3 protein-coding genes are annotated in these 1,541 nt (G+C 75.0%); 1 reads left to right on the forward strand and 2 read right to left on the reverse strand.

Translation table 11 applies throughout. The features are described 5' to 3' along the window. The coding region (locus tag HGA02_RS21765; protein WP_343035623.1) for a LacI family DNA-binding transcriptional regulator at positions 1 to 219 on the reverse strand (219 nt) is incomplete at its 3' end. A 189-nt stretch (positions 220 to 408) separates the two neighbouring features. On the opposite strand from HGA02_RS21765, the gene HGA02_RS18875 reads away from it, so the two are divergent. Further along, a complete protein-coding gene (locus HGA02_RS18875) occupies positions 409 to 1,080 on the forward strand; it encodes a DUF6803 family protein (RefSeq protein WP_210728812.1) in 672 nt (223 codons plus the stop codon). 25 nt (positions 1,081 to 1,105) lie between these two features. Here the strand turns inward: HGA02_RS18875 and HGA02_RS18880 are convergent. After that, positions 1,106 to 1,541 (reverse strand): sensor histidine kinase (locus HGA02_RS18880; RefSeq protein WP_168680876.1); only part of this gene is annotated, 436 nt, incomplete at its 5' end.

Below are 1,541 nucleotides of genomic sequence, written 5' to 3' on the forward strand. Positions count from 1 at the left end.
GAACCCGAGCTCCTCGACCGCGCGCGCGACGGCGGCCCGCTTGGCGGGCGACACGTTCGGCTCCCCGTTCACCGCCCGCGACGCCACGGTGCGCGAGACGCCCGCGTGGCGCGCCAGGTCGTCGAGCGTCGGACGACGGCCCACGACCCCTCCTCGTCGACGGTGCCCGGGCTTCCTCCGAGCGGGTACGTCCACGCTAGCGGGCGAGTGCGGCCACACCCGGCAAGGTCGGCGCGCCGCGCACCGGGTCGTCGGGGCGTGGGTCCGAGGTCCCGGTGCCGTCCGTCGGTCACGGCTGCGGGCGCGGACTTCATCGGATCTTGACCGACCGTGAGCGGGACGTGCAGGGGCCGCCGAGACGGTGGTGCCGCGCCGGAAGGACCGGCGCTCGCACGGGAGGACACCTCGATGGTCGCCACCGCACCCACCACCGCCGGCACGACGCGCCCGGCCCCCGACGTCGCGCGCGGACGTGCCCTCCGCACCGGCGTCGTCACGCTCGTCAGCCTGGTCGTCGCCGTCGTCGCGCTCGTGCTGCCGGCGTGGCCGGCGGGCGAGGACATGGGGTCGACGCACTACATGGGGCTGCTCGCGGCGAACCAGCCGTGGAACCTGCTGCTGTTCATGGCGGTCCCCGTGATCCTCGCCGAGACCATCGCGGTCTCGGAGCTCGCGATCCTCTTCCGACGTCCGGTCCCGCCCGTCGTCGCGGCGCTCAACCGGTACGCGGGTCTGGTCGGCGGGTTCTACTTCCTCGGCGTCGTCGTGTACCTGACCAAGCACGCCGTGGTCCCGCTCACGACGTCGGGAGGGTGGCGCGGACCCGCGGACGTGATCGCCGTCGGCTTCTACCTGCTCGGGGTTGTGCCGCTGTACGGCATGACGCTGCTCGAGACGCGGGTCGTCGGCGCGGGCTGGGACGACGAGCACCGCCTCAAGGTCCACGCGACGCTGGTCGGGCTGTTCCTCGTCGTCGCGCACGTCGCGATGATCGCGGGGATGCTCGACCCCGCCGTGCTCGGCTGGCAGCCCACCCACGTCATGGACGACGGGTCGAGCATGGCCGGGATGACGCACTGAGCTCCCGCGCCGGGCTCGCCGGACCTCAGGCGGGCGGCAGGGTCACCGTGAACGTCGCGCCCGCGCCCGGCCCGTCGCTCGCCGCGGTCAGGGTCCCGCCGTGCGCCTGGACCAGCGCCCTGCTGATCGCCAGCCCGATCCCGGACCCGCCGTGACCGCGGTCGCGCGCGGTGTCGACGCGGTAGAAGCGCTCGAGCACGTGCGGCAGGTGCTCGGGCGCGATGCCCTCGCCCGTGTCGGTGACGCGCAGCGATACCTGCCCGTCGGGCTCACGAGCGGCGGCGAGCACGATCCGTCCGCCGGGCGGGGTGTGCCGGACGGCGTTGGTGAGCAGGTTGTCGAGGACCTGCGCCACGCGTGTCCGGTCGACCGCGACCGGCGGCAGGCCGTCCGGCACGTCGAGCCCGATGCGGACGTCCGCCGCGGCCGCGCGCTCGCGGACCGCTCCGGCTGCCGCGTGC

This window comes from Cellulomonas septica (assembly GCF_012396155.1).
Classification (GTDB): domain Bacteria; phylum Actinomycetota; class Actinomycetes; order Actinomycetales; family Cellulomonadaceae; genus Cellulomonas; species Cellulomonas septica.